Origin of the sequence: Kitasatospora sp. NPDC087315 (assembly GCF_044744345.1) — a bacterium.
Taxonomy (GTDB): domain Bacteria; phylum Actinomycetota; class Actinomycetes; order Streptomycetales; family Streptomycetaceae; genus Kitasatospora.
In genome coordinates, this window is record NZ_JBIUYD010000017.1 from 112,855 (window position 1) to 126,415 (window position 13,561).

Genomic DNA, 13,561 nt, shown 5'->3' on the forward strand with positions numbered 1-13,561 from the left:
GGCCGGCCATCCGCGCGCCGATCGGACGACGCCCCCCGCGCATCAGTAGGCCCCCTGCCCCTGAAGCACCGCACGCAGCGTCTTCCACAGAATCACCGCGTCAAGGGCGAGCGACCAGTCCTCCACGTACCGCAGGTCCAGCCGGACCGCCTCCTCCCACGGCAGGTCGCTGCGCCCGCTGATCTGCCACAGGCCGGTGAGCCCGGGCTTGACGAGCAGCCGCCGCCGGATGTCCGGGCCGTACGCGGCGGACTCCTCCGGTAGCGGAGGCCGCGGACCGACGAGCGACATCGAGCCGGTGACCACGTTGAGAAGCTGCGGGAGCTCGTCGATCGAGTACCGGCGCAGCACTCCTCCCACCCGGGTCACCCGCGGATCCCGGCGGAGCTTGAACAGCAGGCCGGCGCCCTCGTTGCGGTCGGCCAGCCCGGCACGTGCCCGGTCGGCCCCGGCGACCATGGTGCGAAACTTGACCAGGGTGAACTCGCGGCCGTCCTTGCCGACCCTGTGCTGTCGGAAGAACGCCCCACCCCGGCTGTCCACCAGTACGAGCAGCCCGACGAGCACCATCAGCGGCGCGAACAGGATCAGCAGGGCCGCGGCGCCCAGCCGGTCGACGACCTCCTTGACCACCCGGCGGCCCCCGGTGAAGGTCGGCATGCTGACCCGCAGCATCGGGATCCCGAGCACCGCGTCGACGTGCAGCCTCGGGCCGGCCACCTCCATCAGCACGGGGGCCACGACCATCTCGGCATCGCCGTTTTCGAGGTTCCAGGCCAGCCGCTGCAGCCGGTCCGGTGACCAGTGCGGGTCCGGTGTGATCGCAACGACACGGTAGCCGTCGCGGCGGACGTGGTTGGCGACGTCCGTCAGTCGGCCGACGACCGGCACTCCGTCCAGTCGGCCACCGTTGTCCCCGAGAGCGTACGGCGTGCACACCGCCTCCACCCGCCAGCCGAGGTGCGGGAACTTGCGGGTCCGGGTGATCAGGTCGCGCACGGTGGCCGGGCTCCCGGCAGCGAGCACCGGGCGCAGGCACCGTCCTTCCTTCCGCCGTTTATGCAGCCAGAGGCGCAGCAGATACCGCTCGGTCATGGTGATGAGCGTGATCGCCGGGATCGCGACGAAGATCCAGAGCTTGATGTTGCGCGAGGTGAGGGCGATCCCGCCGAGCGCCAGTACGACGGCCGCCGTGAACAGTGAGCGTCCGAGCCGGCGGAATTCCTCGGCGCCCTGGCCGAGCACGGCCGGAGCCCACGACCGGGTCATCGCGAGCGCTCCCAGCACCAGCAGCTCGGTGCCGAAGGCGAGAATTCCCCACTTCTCGTGCCAGTTGGCCGCGTCCCGAACCCCGAAGAAGCCGCCTATCGCCGCTACCACGAAGGCGGTGGCCACGGTATCGCTGATGATCACAGTACGGCGGTACTGCTGCTCCCAGTCGATCTCGGGCCGGCTGATTATCCCGTTCATCGGGCGCCCCCGCGCCGATAGAAACGGGCTGACTAATTCCTCTTCCCCCTGCTCCACAGCCCGCTCCAGGTCACCAGTGGGTTCGACGTGTTCGCTCCACACGGTTCCTCCCCCCGGGAGGCCCGCGCCTCCCGCACTGTTCCTCCCCTTGGGAGGCCCCGCCTCCCGTGCCGCGCTGTTCCTACCCCCGGGAGGCCCCACCCCCCGCGGACGGCAAACCGGCTATTGCAGCGCTACTCGAACATCCCGCCCAGGCGCCGGCGGACCCGAATGTCCTGCCAGAGTCCCGAGATACGCGGGAAACCGTCGACGGTTGCTCTCCACACTCAAAGCCCCCTCTCGGGCGCCAAGAATTGATCACCCCACGTCTGCCGCCGGGGACGCGACTACCAGCCGTCCGCAGCACCGGACCTGTAGATCATTATTTGTCGCCTCGCGTCCGACCATGCGAGGCGAAAATCAATCTAGAGCATCGAGGCCGCCCAAAGAGGGGGATATGTGAAACGCGTGCTCGAGATTTGAAGTGGATCTACCGAACGATGACTGCCGACGGGTGCCCTGAAGACGAAGACCCGCGTTGTGACCTGTGATGACGGGAGCTCTCCGGGCTGCCGGCACCGGCAATCCCGAGGCGTCCCGCCACTGCCGCCCGGGCCGCGCTCAGGGCACGGGCGAAGCCACCTGTCCGCCGGCGCCGCGCGGCGAGGATGCGCGCCTGGCGGCGCGGGCCCCGGCGAGATCCGCAAGACACTGGAGACCGTCTTCAAAGGGTCGGATCCAGACTGGCAGCACAGCCGCGCCGGCGTTCACCGGGTCTTGAGCAGGTAGGGGGCGGGTGCAGCGCGCACCGGCCCCGGTCTCGGACCGGGGCCGGTGCGCCGTACGGCGGTTACTTGCACTTCTCGTCGATCTTGTACTGGAGTGCCCGCGGGTAGTCGTGCCGGCTGAGCCGGACCCGGGCCAGGATCGGGGCGTGGTTGATGTCGTTGCCCGGATCGGCAATGTCGAGCAGCAGTGAATCGAGCTCGGTGTGGGTGGTGACCTCGTACCCGTGCATCCGGTCCTTTTCCGTACCGAAGACCTCGGCCAGCTTCTCGTACCGCCACGGGTGCAGCACGTTGTAGAAGTCGGCCCCGTCGGACGGCTTCTCCTTGTAGTAGCAGGGGCTGACCAGCATCTGCTCGATGCCGTAGAAGCCCTCGTTGTCCAGTACGAAGACCACCGGCCGCAGGTGGTGGCGCACCTGGGTGGACAGCTCCTGGCAGATCTCCTGGAACGAGCCGTCCCCGACGAACACCAGCGGCCGCTTCATCGGCTGCTGTCGGCCCAGCGCCACGCCGGTGGCCGCGCCGACCGAGTAGCCGATGGACAGCCAGCTGTTCTGCGCCAGGAAGCCGGCCCGTTCGGTGATCCGCAGGTTCATGGACCCGAGCAGCGCGAACGCCGCGTCCGAGACCACCGTGAACGGCGAGGGGGCCTGCGGGTCCCCGCCGGTGGCCTGGTGCTCCAGGAAGAAGTTGACGTGCTGGAAGAAGCTGTCGTACGTCAGCTCCGCCGGATACCGGGCGGAGCTCAGCGACTCCAGGAAATCGGACGTGCTGGCCGGGACGTCCAGGCCCGCCGCGTGCGCCAGCGCGAAGTGGTCGGCCGCGAACGTCTGTCCCGCCAGTGCGTTGCGCAACGCCGGTACGAACCGCCCCAGTTGGACCTCGGGGAAGTACCTGGCGCCGACGCTGACGCCGTCGCGGGCCGCCACGATCCAGTCATCGCCGATCGACTGCTCGCCGCCGAGGTTCTTGGACGTGGACCAGGTCCCCAGTCCGATCCGGCACCCGGCGTTCTTGAAGGTCTTCCGGATCTCCGGCAGGCTCGCCTTGCCGTTGTAGACGCCGGCGAACTGCGGATGCCGTTCGGAGACCACGGACTTCGCGCCGACCGTGGTGCAGAACTGCATCCGGGTGCTCTGGACGAACTCCAGCAGTTCGCCTTCCAGCCGCTGGCGGACCAGTTCCTCGCCGGCCCAGACGATCGGCGTGCCGAACTCACTGATCAGCTCCACCGCCGCCGTGACCGCCTTGGCCAGCATCTCCTCGTTCCGCTTGGTGAACGTCCGCTCACGAGCCCGGAGTTCACCCTGCGGAGGATCGCACGGCGCGTGCCAGAGGTCCTCCATCACCTCCAGGTAGACCGGCTTGCGCCCGGTCAGGCACGCGGTGATCGCGCTGTCGATCTGCCAGGGCGCGAGCCCCGGGTTGGAGAGCACCTGCGCGTCCACCGTGACCTGCCGGTAGATGTCCAGGTTGCTCTCCCGGCGCCAGCTCATGTGCGAGGTGAGCAGGCCGACCGCCTGGTAGTTGAGCCACTGTTCGTACGAGGGCGCCGCGTTGATCGCGATCAGCGGCACGTCCTCGACGTACGCGCCGCCGATCGTGTTGAGCAGGCTGAACGCGCCCACCCCGTAGGTCACCGCGACGGCGCCGATGCCCTGCTCACCCTTGTCCAGGTCGGCGTCGGCGGCCCGCACCCGGGCGTAGGCGTCCGCGGCGTAGCCGCCACCCATCTCGGTCGGGGTTCCGATCCAGCGCACCCCGGTGGTGGCGTGCATGATCGTCAGGAACGGGCCGAGGAAGTCGCCCGGCACCCCGAACAGGTACCGGATGCCCAACTGCTCCAACCTGGTGGCCAGGTAACGGCCCACTGTCCAATCGTCATCGCCGCTCATCTGCTCAGCATCTCCTCTCGGCGTTCCCGGCGGACCTGCGCCTCGGGCCGGATCTCCGGCTCCGCCGGGGGTGGCGGTGGTGGCGCCTCGTGCACGGCGATGGCCGCCCGGACGGCGGTTTCCACCGCGCCCTCGATCCAGGCGTGCTTGAGCGAGACGTGCTCGCCGGCGAAGTGCACCGGGCCTTCCGGCTTGACCACGTCGAGGTGGAAGCTGGTCATCTGGTGCGGGGTGTAGACGGCTGCCTCGCCGAAGGCGTACGGGTCGCGCAGCCAGCTCTGGGTCTTCCCGTAGCCGGTGTAGAACACCTCGATCCGCCGGCCGTGCACCGACTGGAGGTTGCGCAGCGCGTAGACGTACCGCTCGTAGTCCTCCATCGAGTCCCAGCGCACCGCGTCGTCCGACCAGCTGTAGCTGGCCAGCACCACGCCGCCGCCGTCACTGTCGGGCACCGGGTGCGAGGGGTAGTACATGAAGCGGTTCGGGTTGTCGGTGGTCGAGCCGCCACCAATGCAGTTGGTGGCGGGGCGCACGCTCGCCCGGTGCAGCGGGGTGTGCCGGTAGGCCTCCAACTGGTCCTGGCCGATCCGGTTGGAGTCCACGCTCCGGTGGGCGCCGAGCAGCACCTTCGGCAGGTTGGGCGGGGGCCGGTGCCCGTTGTGCGCGGCCGCGACGGCCGCCTCGGCGTCCTCCTCGCCGGCCCGCTGGTAGTACTCGTACAGGCCCGGCTCAATGGAGTCGAGCTCGGCCTTCCAGTCCGCCTCGGTGAACTCCCACCACCGGCGGGAGAATTCCAGCAGCACCTTGGTGGCCTGGTCGTAGTGCGTCTCGATGATCGCCCGGCGCTTCTTGTACGAGAACGGGGGTGCGACCTGGACGAACCGCAGCGCGGAGAACGGGACGGTGACGATCGCGAAGTCGCCCTTCCAGACCGTGGGTTCGGCCTCCGGGTTGCCCTCGGGCACGGTGTGGACGGCGACCTGCGGCCCGTTCGGTCCGACGTCCTGGCCGGCCCCGCCGTCGCGGCGCGGGTCCCAGTACTCCATTCGGATCATCCGCTCGCCCATTTCGAGCTCGTCCCGGAGGTCCTCGGCGAGGGCGTAGGGCAGTTGCCAGCTGCCGCCGACGATCTCCCAGTAGGTGGCGTCCGGGTTGATGTCGCTGCGGCCCAGGAAGGTGTGGAAGAAGGACAGGTGCAGCCGCGAGGTCATGTTCTCGATCGTGCCGATCGCCTCGATGGCCTCGTCGCTGAAGCCCGCGTACTCGCGCAGGAAGCGGCCCATCGAGTAGCCGTCGAAGTCGCGGATCACCCGGGCCCAGCCGTCCAGCCACTCGGCGAACGGCTTGCGCACCCGCTTGCCGTTCTCAATGTACGAGTAGTAGTCGCGGACCGGCTCCAGTGCCTGGTTGACCATCTCGGCGGCGGTGATCCGCGCCTCGTCGCCGGTGAGGTGGAAGCCCTCGTTGATGCCGCTCGGGTCGGCGGCGTACTCGCTGCGGCGGGCCTGGATCCGGTTGGTGCGGATCCAGCTGTTGAAGCGCTTGACCGGCTCGCGGAAGTCCGGGCTGTCCTCGCCGTACTTCCAGACCTTGTCGTCCTCGAAGGACTCGTAGACCACCGGCGGGACGGGCGCGTTCTGGTTGCCGGTGTCGGGGTCGACGTCGACGTTGTAGAACAGCTGCCTGCGCAGGCCGAGGCTGTCGACCAGGGCCAGGGTGAGCGGGTGGAAGCTGGGCAGCCGCATCGCCCCGGCCTCCCCGTACTGCTCCGGGTCGTAGAACGGGCCGTCCTGCTCGTCGCCGGTGGAGCGGAAGGTCTTGATCCGCCCGCCGACCCGGCTGGCGTTGGCCTCCAGGATGGTGACGTTGTGCCCGGCGTCCTTGAGCAGCTTCCCGGCGACCAGACCGGCGATCCCGGCGCCGACGATCAGCACGTCCTTGGGCTGGTCGGTCTTCGGGACGCCCTCCTTGATCAGGACGTCGAGGTAGCGCAGTTTCAGGTCCTTGTCGTCCGGACCGACCAGCAGCAGCTCGCGGGCCAGCTCCTGGCAGGTTCGCCGGCGGGCGCGGTCGTTGGCCGTGCCCTCGACGGTGGGGTTCTCGCTCATGGCTTCTCCTCGCCGCTCAGGAGCCGATCGACTTGTTGGGGAGGTCCTTGCCCTCGGCGAGCAGCCGCAGCGTGCTGATCGAGGGGGTGAAGGCGTAGAGCGCGCCCGTGGTACGGACGAAGCGCTTCATGTCGACCGTGCCGGAGGTACCGTCCGCGAGCTCGATCGAGGCCTGGCCGGCGAGACCGCTGACCTTGTCGAAGCCGTTGGCGACCACCTGGTCGGGCCGGCTCTCCCCAGGGGGGAACGTGTCGGAGTTGGACCAGTGCTGCTGGACCAGTTCGAACTGCTCCTCCAGCGAGCTGCCGTAACAGACGAACATCAGCCCGCGGTCCTTGCCGTCGTCCGGGCCGCCCTTGAACTCAGGGCCGTACGGGATGCCGCGGCGCATCAGGCGGTGGCTCTTCGGCTTGTTGTCGACGATGCCGGCGAAGGCGCGCGGATGGGTACGGCGGATGTGCGCGGCCCAGGGGGTGTGCTGGCCGATGGCGTCGTTCACGTAGTCGAAGTCGTTGCGGTCCGAGCCGAGGCCGGTCACGGCGCTGCACGGCGGGGCGAGCGGTGTGCCGTCCTTGGCCCGGCCGACCAGACAGGCACCGAGCCGGTTGGCGTCCATGTTCCCGGTGAAGTCCTTGACGCCGTCCACCACGGCCTTGTTCCAGCCGGCGACGTCCTGGCGAAGGCGGCGCACCACCTGGAGGGAGCCGTTCTTCATCCACGCCGGCGCCTTCCGGTCGCCCTGTTCGCTCTTGTAGCCGAAGACGAACTCGCCGGGTTCGATCAGCTCGGTCCCGGCGTGGTTGTCGCGGAAGCCCTTGCGGCCCGCGTCCTCGCGGTGGAAGTCCTTGACGCCGGGCTGGGAGATGCCGTCCTTGTAGCCGAAGTGCTCGTGGCCCCTCAGGTCGCCCGTCAGGGTGCGGCCCTCGTCGACATGGACGCGCGTGATCTGGTGGGTCTGCTCGACCGTGTCGAGGTTCTTCAGCTTCTCCCTCAGCAGTTCCTCGGTGTCCGCGGCGACGACGAGGACCGCGTGCACGACCTTGTCGCCGGTCCCGGCCCCGAACAGCCAGGTCTTGGGGTCGCTCTCGCCGGTGTCCCCGAGATCCTGGGCCCGCGCGGCCGCGCCCGCGCAGAACGACGCGAAGGCGCTGAGGTCCTTCTTGATCTGGTCGGGCTTGTTGGCGACCGTCACGAGGCCCTCGAAGGTGAGGGAGACCCCGCAGCGGACGGCCGTGATCGCGGGGTCGCGGCCGAAGGCCCGGCGGGCCAGCGAGAACTGCTCGTTGAAGTCCTCCGTCTCATTGGTCGTCGCGACGGTGTTGAGGATCGCGGAGAGCCAGCCGCGGCCCCTGGCGGCGTCAGGGAAGTGCAGGTAGCGGAAGTCCGTGAAGTCCTTGTTGAACGCGGCCAGGATGTTGCCCTGGATGTCGGTGGACCCACGCAGCTCCGGCTGGGGCAGCTGCTCGACGGATGGGACGGCCGTGGGACGGATGGGAGTCATGGTCACGGTGGGGCTCCTCGCATGAGGTGGCGGGCGGCAGCGGATTCGCACACGGACGGCGCGGCGCCATCGATCACAAGAAGTGACGAATCGGATACCTAGAGTAGGTTCGCTGTCGCCGACGGGACCTGTCAAACGGAGGTCAGCCCCTCGGCGGGGTCACCCGGCGCCGCCCGGCTGTACGACCCCGAATACGCCGGGACCTGGGACCGCTTCGATGCCAAGTTCGACTTCCGGCCCAGCATTTACGAGTTCCCGGGCATCACGGAGCCCTCGCCTTCGATCACGTGGAGTCTCGACGAGCTGAACGACGACCCCGGCTACCGAAAGCTCGACCGTCTGGTCGACGTCGTGCGGGACGGCCTCACCGGCTGCAGCAAGCCAGGGGAGTCGCTCCGGATACTGGACTGGCAGCACACCTGTTACGGGCTCCGTCCGGATCTCCCGAAGACCGATAGTCCGGGGTGAAGCCCACTGGGCTCCTCCCCCTGCCCGTACAGCCGCATCGTCGCCGTCCACCGGCCCGACGCGGACGAGGCCGTCCGACGCCTGCTGGACCTGATCGAGCGGAACGTTTCCAGCGTCTCCCGCACCACCCCGCAGGTGAGGCCTGCTGTCCCCATCGGCGTTCAGCCGCGTCCACGGACACCGAACGGCCGGTCGATCCTCGGATCGACCGGCCGTTCCCCGTGGTCAACCGACACGGCCCCTTCCTCTCCCCCGCTCCTGCGCTCCTCGGGCACAGCAGCCCTCGGAGGTCACCGGGGGGTGATCTCGCCCATCTCCCCCCAGCCGTCCATGCCGGGGATCTCGATCGAGACGATCTGCGGCTTGGTGGCCACCGCGTACGACAGGTCGTCCATGGCCTTGGTGAAGTGCGCGGACTCCACGTGCTCCTTGCCCGCGTCGCCGTCGCGGAACGCCTCGACCAGGACGAACTCGTTGGGGTTGTCGACGCTGCGGGACCACTCGAAGAAGAGGTTGCCGGGCTCGTTGCGGGTGGCCTGGGTGAAGTCGTCGACCAGGCTGAGCCAGTCGTCGGCGCGCTCGGGGCGGACCGCGAACTTGACCGTGATGAAGATCATGGGACTTCCTTTCGCTCCACGTTCACACGTGGCAGTGCGGGTAAGGGCAGGCTGCTCAGCGAGCACGGTGGCAATCGTCGCAGGTCAGACGGGTGGTCTGCGACACGGGAGGCGCCACGCGACCCAGGCCGGTCAGCCGGTGGACCCCGACACCACCGGACCGGACTCGTACACGATCACCACCGCGTGGTTCTGACGTGCCTCGCGCACCGCCCCGCGCGCTCTGCCGCCACGCCCGACGAGGCGGCGAACCTCGGCACCGGCAGGTCACCGAGGCCCGCGCCGAGCTGGAGGCGACCGAGCGGCGCCACCGCGACGCCACCCACCGGCGCAGCCGGCCCGCCAACAGGCCACCGGCCGCCGGCCGCCGGGAAAGTCCCCCGGTTGCGATCCCGGGAGACCGCCGCCGTCACCGCCCGATGTCGATCAGCACGGTCCTCGACGGGATGACGGAGGGGTGGTTGACGATGGGTCAGGTCGGCGCAGGCTACGTCGGATCGCCGCTGTGCCCGCGCCGTACCCGGCGTGGCGACGGGTGGCGTGGTGCTCCTCTCGGTGGGGTTCGGGGTGTCCATCCGGCCCAACTGGTGGCCGGGGTTGTTCAGGGGAGTGTGTGGAGGGTGGCGAGGAGCTCGGCCTCGACGACGGCTGTGGGGGTGTAGAGGGTCTTGTCCTGCCACAGGGGCGGGTTCGCGGGGGCGTCGGTCAGGTGGTGGGCGAGGTAGGTGCGGGCGCGGGTGAGGGGCTCGGTGGGGGTGGTCGGGGCGGCGAGCAGGATCTGGCTGCCGTAGGCGGTTTCCTCGGCGCTGGGGCCCCAGATGCCCCAGGAGCCGTCGGGGTGCTGGGTCCGCATCGCCCATTCGGCGGCGCGGCGCAGTGCGGGGCGGGCGGTGGGGCCGCCGTGGCGGGCCAGTGCGGTGGCGGCGCGGCTGGTCGCGTACAGGGGTGAGGCGTGCCACTTGTCGGTCCAGTGGCCGGCGGGGGTCTGCTGGGAGGTGAGCCAGGTGCGCAGTGCGGCGACTGCCTCGCGGTGGGCCGGGTGGTGGGGCAGGCAGGCGCCGAGCGCGAGCAGGGCGTGGGCGTTGGCGGAAAGGGAGCCGGTGTCCTCGCCGAGGTAGCAGGCGAAGTGGTCGCCGGTCCGGAACGGGGCGAGCGCGTCGTGGTCGTGCGGCAGGCCGAGTTCGGCGGCGACGAAGAGCGCCATGGCGGTGTCGTCGGCGTCCGGCGCGAGTCCGGGTGCGCCGCGCACGCTGCCGTGCTCGGTGAGGGGTTCGAGCCATCGTCGGGCCAGGTGTTCGGCTCCGGTCAGCAGTCCGGTCTTGGCGAACGCGGAGAGGACCCAGAGGCGTTCGAACGCCGCCAGTGGAGCCGTTTCGGGCAGCAGGCCGCGGTAGCGGTGCGCGGTGGCTTCGAGGGCGGCTGCGGCCGGGCGGTGGGAGGGGGAGGCGGGTGTGGTGGCGAGCCAGGCGGCGGTGGCGGCGGGCGAGGCGCCGAGCAGCCCGGTGGGAGGCGGCGGGACGAGGCGGTCGGGGATCCGGGCGGCCAGTGCCTCGTAGCAGTGGTGCCATTTGACGGGCAGCTGCGGCAGCCGGTGGAGCCGGTGCGTGAGCGCGGTGGGAAGGTCGGCGGGTTGGCCGCAGAGCGGGCCGAGGCGGGGTGAGTGGTGCAGTGCGGGGTACCGGCCGCTGGCCGGGGCGTCGAGGAGCCGGTTGACCTCGGCCAGCAGGGCGGGGACGAGGAGTTCGACGGCTGCGGTGTCCGGTGGTGCGCCGTGGCCGGGTATGTGCCGCAGGGCGGCCAGGGCACGGGTGACGGCTGCCGGGATCCGGCCTTGTGGCGGCTCGTCGTGCAGGTGGGACAGCAGCGCGGCGGTGGCGCTGAGGGTCGGAAGCACCTGGTGTCCGGTGGAGCCGGTGCCCCACCGGCCGTCGGCCCTCTGCTGGTCGAGGAGCCATCCGACTCTCTTCGCGGCGCCGGGCAGGCGGGGCAGGTGGGCGTGGACGCGTGCGGTCTCGTAGACGGACGGGGTGAACTGCCCCCACGGGTCGGCGTCGACCTGTTCGAGGAGGTGCCGCGCCCGCTCGGCGCGCTGCGCGGGTCCGCCGGGGCCGGGCGGCGCGCCGGGGCCGGGCAGGGCGGGCCTGGCGACGGTGTGGTTCATGACGCCGGGCACTGCCGCTGCGGCGGGGTGTCGATCCCGCTGGGTACGGTGACGGTGGCCCTCATGCGGCCGGGGTTGAGGGTGAGTTGCGGGAGCCGGGGCAGTGCGAGGCTGTCGGGGGTGAGTTCGAGGTGCCAGCGGCCGACCATGGAGGCGAGCAGCAGGACGCCCTCGACCATGGCGAACCGGTCGCCGACGCAGGAGCGGGCGCCGCCGCCGAAGACGGTGGCCGGGGCCTGCGGAGTCCGTTCTCCTGCCTGCCAGCGGTCGGGGTCGAAGCGGCCGGGGTCCTCGTAGAGCGCGGGCAGGCGCCCGATCAGGTAGGGGCTGTAGGCGACGGTCGTGCCGGCCGGCAGGTGGTGTCCGCCGAGTTCGGTGGCGCCGGTGGTCTCCCGGGTGAGGAACCAGCCCGGCGGGTACATCCGGATCGCTTCGGTGAGGACCTGCCGGGTGTAGCCGAGTCGGGGCAGGTCCTCCCAGGTCGCGGCGCGTCCGCCGAGGACGGTGCGCGCCTCGGTGCGCAGCTTCTCCTGGGCGTCGGGGTGGGTGGCGGCGAGGTGGAGCGCCCAGCAGACCGCGCCCGCGGTGGTCTCGGTGCCCGCGGTGTACATGGTGATGGCCTGGTCGACGAGTTCGTGGTCGGTGAAGGCGTCGGCGTCGCTGTCGGGGTCGCGGGCCGCCAGCAGCAGGGACAGCAGGTTCGGGGCGGCGTCCGCGGCCGTGTCGGCGCTGCGTTGGTCGGCGATCAGCCGGCCCAGCTCCTGGCGGATGCGTTCGGTGGCTCTCCGGTGGCGCAGGTTTCCGGGGATGGGGAGTGCGCACAGCGCCTCGGGCATGAGGATGCGCCGGGAGAAGCCCGCCATCATGACGGTGAAGTCGGCGGCCAGGCGGGCGTGGGCGGCCTCGTCCAGGCCGGTGCCGAAGAAGGCGGCGATGACCACGCCGGCGGTGATCTTCCGGGCCTCCTGGGTGAGGTCGATCCGCTGCCCGCTGCGCCAGCTGCCGAGAGTCTTCTCCACGCGGTCGGTCATGACCTGGGCGTAGCCGGGCAGTCGGGGCTGGTGGAACGCCGGTTGGACGAGGCGGCGCTGGCGGCGGTGGTCGCTCGCGGGGCAGCTGGCGACACCGTGCCCGCCCGCCTCGCGCAGCCGCTGGTAGAGCGGGCCGCCCTTGTCGAAGACCCGGTCGTGGACCAGCATCGTCCGGGTCAGCTCCGGGTCGCACACCACGACGATCCTGCGGCCGGCGAGGCGGACCTCCACCACTTCGCCGTACGCCGGAAGCCGCTCCAGGAACGCCAGCGGCGCGCGCAGGAGGGCGACGGTGTGTCCCAGGAGCGGTAGCGCGCCGGGCACTTGGGGCAGTACCGGGCCCCCGCTCATGCGTGCCGCCCGTCGTCGTCGGAGAGTGGTGCGCGCGGCGCCGGCCCGGTTCCGTAGCGGCCCGGCAGACCGTTGGAGAGCAGCCCGGCGAGGAAGTCGTCCAGCGCGCCCAGGTAGGCGCCGGCCTGTGGGGCGCCGACCGCCACGGCGGCGCGCCGTACGCGGTACCGGTCGAGCGCCGTGTCGAGCATCGTTCGCAGGACCGCGGCGGCTTCCGCGTTCGGGCGCCCGGTGTCGCGTGCGGTGATCGTGATCAGGTTGGACAGGTCCTCGGCCCGTCCCCGGTGCGCCTGTTCCCAGGCGAAGGAGACGAGGTCGTTGTGGATCAGGACGACGTCGCAGAACTCGGTCAGCAGCCGGCGGGTCACCGGGGCGTCGTGCAGGCCGGCCGGGAGTTCGCGGCCCGTCGTCCATTCGAGCAGCGGCGGGAGCAGACGGGCGAAACTCAGGTGGCGCCGCATGGCGAGGTAGTCGGCCGCGCGGACGTCGCGGGCCGAGTGCTCCCACAGCACGGCGAGGAGGTAGCCGCGGACCGCGTCCGCCAGCCGGCCGAACTGCGCAGGGGTGAGCCGGCGGCGCAGTTCGGCGCTCACCGCCGCGAACGCGGCGACCGCCGCGCCCTGCCCGGTGCCGCAGCCGGCAGGCGACTCGCCAGCGCCGTCCAGGTCCAGGACGGCGACGAGGCCGGCGATCGCGGCGGCCGTGTCCGCAGCCTCGGGGCCGGTCCCGGGCTCGTGGAGGTCGTCGAAGGCCGTGAACCAGGTGAAGGCCTCGGTGATGATCCGCTTGCCGTCCGCGTCGGCCGCCGGAAAGCACCGGGCCACACTGCCGCCGATCCCCGTGCGCAGCAGACGGTCCCTCACCTCGCCCTCGGGCACCATGCCCCAACGGTGCAGGAACGCGGCGACAGCGACTTCGGGCCCCGCGAGACCGGTGCCACCGGCGCTCACCGGACGACCCGTCGCGTTCGCCGCCGTCACCCGACGTCCTCGCCGCGCACATTCACTCCCTTGGCCGGCGCCGTTGTGTCACAGCATCAAACTGCGTTGTCCGACGCGCGATTGATACCCGCCGTCCCATCCGCCACACCCACGCTTCCACCGCTTCCCCGCCCCTTCGCAGCCTTCGGGTC

At 70.9% G+C, this 13,561-nt stretch carries 9 protein-coding genes; 1 reads left to right on the forward strand and 8 read right to left on the reverse strand.

Features of this window, described 5'->3' with window-relative positions; translation table 11 throughout:
- Positions 1–42 precede the first annotated feature (42 nt).
- The 4 genes from ACIO5D_RS24345 to ACIO5D_RS24360 form a co-directional block, all read right to left on the reverse strand.
- The gene (locus ACIO5D_RS24345) at positions 43–1,470 is read right to left on the reverse strand and encodes a sugar transferase (RefSeq protein WP_400657475.1); all 1,428 of its coding nucleotides are present in this window, start codon (positions 1,468–1,470) and stop codon (positions 43–45) included.
- Positions 1,471–2,359: 889 nt separating this feature from the next.
- Positions 2,360–4,192, reverse strand: a complete 1,833-nt coding sequence (locus ACIO5D_RS24350; protein ID WP_400797704.1) for an alpha-keto acid decarboxylase family protein — start codon at positions 4,190–4,192, stop codon at positions 2,360–2,362.
- On the reverse strand, positions 4,189–6,300 hold the full coding sequence (locus ACIO5D_RS24355) for an FAD-dependent oxidoreductase (protein WP_400657470.1): 2,112 nt from the start codon (positions 6,298–6,300) through the stop codon (positions 4,189–4,191). Before ACIO5D_RS24355 ends, ACIO5D_RS24350 begins: the two co-directional genes overlap by 4 nt.
- A 16-nt stretch (positions 6,301–6,316) precedes the next feature.
- Positions 6,317–7,801 carry a Dyp-type peroxidase gene (locus ACIO5D_RS24360; RefSeq protein WP_400797796.1) on the reverse strand — a complete coding sequence of 495 codons (1,485 nt, stop codon included), beginning with the start codon at positions 7,799–7,801 and terminating at the stop codon, positions 6,317–6,319.
- Positions 7,802–7,978: 177 nt separating this feature from the next.
- Here ACIO5D_RS24360 and ACIO5D_RS24365 point away from each other — a divergent pair, with 177 nt between their 5' ends.
- Entirely contained in the window at positions 7,979–8,269 is a 291-nt protein-coding gene (locus tag ACIO5D_RS24365) for a DUF2716 domain-containing protein (RefSeq protein ID WP_400797799.1), read from the forward strand.
- A 290-nt stretch (positions 8,270–8,559) separates the two neighbouring features.
- Here ACIO5D_RS24365 and ACIO5D_RS24370 read toward each other — a convergent pair whose 3' ends face one another.
- From ACIO5D_RS24370 to ACIO5D_RS24385, 4 genes are all read right to left on the reverse strand, one after another.
- The gene (locus ACIO5D_RS24370; protein WP_400657468.1) at positions 8,560–8,886 is read right to left on the reverse strand and encodes a putative quinol monooxygenase; all 327 of its coding nucleotides are present in this window, start codon (positions 8,884–8,886) and stop codon (positions 8,560–8,562) included.
- A gap of 601 nt (positions 8,887–9,487) precedes the next feature.
- Complete coding sequence (locus ACIO5D_RS24375) at positions 9,488–11,047, reverse strand: prenyltransferase (RefSeq protein WP_400797707.1); 1,560 nt, start codon at positions 11,045–11,047, stop codon at positions 9,488–9,490.
- Positions 11,044–12,429 carry a cytochrome P450 gene (locus ACIO5D_RS24380; RefSeq protein ID WP_400797710.1) on the reverse strand — a complete coding sequence of 462 codons (1,386 nt, stop codon included), beginning with the start codon at positions 12,427–12,429 and terminating at the stop codon, positions 11,044–11,046. The genes ACIO5D_RS24375 and ACIO5D_RS24380 overlap by 4 nt, the downstream gene beginning before the upstream one ends.
- Entirely contained in the window at positions 12,426–13,310 is an 885-nt protein-coding gene (locus ACIO5D_RS24385; RefSeq protein ID WP_400797713.1) for a hypothetical protein, read from the reverse strand. Before ACIO5D_RS24385 ends, ACIO5D_RS24380 begins: the two co-directional genes overlap by 4 nt.
- Between the last annotated feature and the right edge of the window lie 251 nt (positions 13,311–13,561).

Coding starts and splice junctions, on each gene's coding strand:
- ACIO5D_RS24345 (WP_400657475.1), bottom strand. CDS start 1,470: ATGAACGGGATAATCAGCCGGCCCGAGATCGACTGGGAGCAGCAGTAC.
- ACIO5D_RS24350 (WP_400797704.1), bottom strand. CDS start 4,192: ATGAGCGGCGATGACGATTGGACAGTGGGCCGTTACCTGGCCACCAGG.
- ACIO5D_RS24355 (WP_400657470.1), bottom strand. CDS start 6,300: ATGAGCGAGAACCCCACCGTCGAGGGCACGGCCAACGACCGCGCCCGC.
- ACIO5D_RS24360 (WP_400797796.1), bottom strand. CDS start 7,801: ATGACTCCCATCCGTCCCACGGCCGTCCCATCCGTCGAGCAGCTGCCC.
- ACIO5D_RS24370 (WP_400657468.1), bottom strand. CDS start 8,886: ATGATCTTCATCACGGTCAAGTTCGCGGTCCGCCCCGAGCGCGCCGAC.
- ACIO5D_RS24375 (WP_400797707.1), bottom strand. CDS start 11,047: ATGAACCACACCGTCGCCAGGCCCGCCCTGCCCGGCCCCGGCGCGCCG.
- ACIO5D_RS24380 (WP_400797710.1), bottom strand. CDS start 12,429: ATGAGCGGGGGCCCGGTACTGCCCCAAGTGCCCGGCGCGCTACCGCTC.
- ACIO5D_RS24385 (WP_400797713.1), bottom strand. CDS start 13,310: ATGGTGCCCGAGGGCGAGGTGAGGGACCGTCTGCTGCGCACGGGGATC.